The 1,483-nt window shown below is 65.5% G+C and carries 2 protein-coding genes and 1 pseudogene; all 3 read right to left on the reverse strand.

The genetic code is table 11. The features are described from left to right. Window positions 1–527 (reverse strand): phosphate signaling complex protein PhoU (gene phoU, locus TY51_RS18755; protein ID WP_042252676.1); only part of this gene is annotated, 527 nt, incomplete at its 3' end. A gap of 15 nt (window positions 528–542) precedes the next feature. Continuing rightward, window positions 543–1,340, reverse strand: a complete 798-nt coding sequence (gene pstB, locus TY51_RS18760; RefSeq protein WP_042252679.1) for a phosphate ABC transporter ATP-binding protein PstB — start codon at window positions 1,338–1,340, stop codon at window positions 543–545. A gap of 21 nt (window positions 1,341–1,361) precedes the next feature. Continuing rightward, a pseudogene (locus TY51_RS22300) lies at window positions 1,362–1,483 on the reverse strand (phosphate ABC transporter, permease protein PstA); the annotation flags it as partial.

Genomic DNA, 1,483 nt, shown 5'->3' on the forward strand with positions numbered 1-1,483 from the left:
TGGGTCAGGAACTCGCGGAACAGCGCGTTGTACATCTGGTCCACCTCTAGGTCGCGCTGGCGCACGTCATGGGCCAGATCGGCATCGCGGCGGATATAGCTGTCCAGCGCGTCCTGCAGCATCTTGTTCACCGCCTGGCTCATCCGGCGCAGGGCCATGCCGGACCCGGCGATGGCGGGCATCTGGGACAGGACCTCGGTGCGCTTGGCCATGTTCTTGGCGTAATCGCCCACCCGCTCCAGCGAGGCCGAGATCTTCATCACCGCCAGCACCATGCGCAGGTCGGTCGCGGTGGGGGCGCGCAGCGCGATCAGGCGGGCGGCGTCCTCGTTGATCTGGATCTCCATCGCGTCGATGGCGCGGTCGCGGCGGCGGACCTGGTCGGCCAGCTCCTGGTCGCGGGTGTCCAGCGCGGTCGAGGCGTCGGTGATCGCGGCCTCGACCATGCCGCCCATCTTCACGACCATCGCCTGGATCGTCTCCAGGTCGCGGTCGAAGGCCGAGGAGATATGCTTGTCGCGGTTCATGTCAGATCCTTTCGATCAGCCGATCCGGCCCGAGATATAGGCCTCGGTCCGGCTGTCCCGGGGCTTCGTGAAGATGTCGTCGGTGTCGCCGTATTCGACCAGGTTGCCCAGGTGGAAGAAGGCGGTCTTCTGGCTGACGCGGGCGGCCTGCTGCATCGAATGGGTCACGATGACCACGGAGAACTGCGTGCGCAGCTGTTCGATCAGCTCCTCGACCTGGCTGGTGGCGATGGGGTCCAGCGCGCTGCAGGGCTCGTCCATCAGCAGGACCTCGGGGGATGTGGCGACCGCGCGGGCGATGCACAGGCGCTGCTGCTGGCCGCCCGACAGGCCGGTGCCGGGTTCCGACAGGCGGTCCTTGACCTCGTTCCACAGCGCGGCGCCCCGCAGGGACCGCTCCACGATCTCGTCCAGCTCGGCCTTGTTGCGCGACAGGCCGTGGATGCGCGGGCCATAGGCCACGTTGTCATAGATCGACTTGGGGAACGGGTTGGGCTTCTGGAACACCATGCCGACCTTGGCGCGCAGCTGCACCGGGTCGATGCGGCGGTCATAGATGTTCTCGCCGTCGATGGTGATCTCGCCCTCGATCCGGGCGCTGTCGATGGTGTCGTTCATGCGGTTGATGCAGCGCAGGAAGGTCGACTTGCCGCAGCCCGACGGGCCGATGAAGGCGGTGACGGTCTTGTCCAGGATCTCGACGTTCAGGTCCCGGATGGCCTGCTTGTCGCCGTAGAAGACCTGCACGTTGCGTGCGGAAATCTTGATGTCCTGCTGGCTCACGGCGCTCTCCGATCGGGTGATGTCATACATGGTGGCTCTCCTGTGGGCCGATCACCAGCGGCGCTCGAACTTGCGGCGCAGAAAGATCGCCAGCAGGTTCATGCACAGAAGGAAGATCAGCAGAACAATGATCGCGCCAGACGCCCGCTCAACAAACGCAGGATCGCTCCGCT

This window comes from Paracoccus sp. PAMC 22219, assembly GCF_000787695.1.
Lineage (GTDB): Bacteria > Pseudomonadota > Alphaproteobacteria > Rhodobacterales > Rhodobacteraceae > Paracoccus.

Excerpts from the sequence above, each read along its gene's own strand:
- pstB (WP_042252679.1), bottom strand. The coding sequence starts at position 1,340 with ATGTATGACATCACCCGATCGGAGAGCGCCGTGAGCCAGCAGGACATC.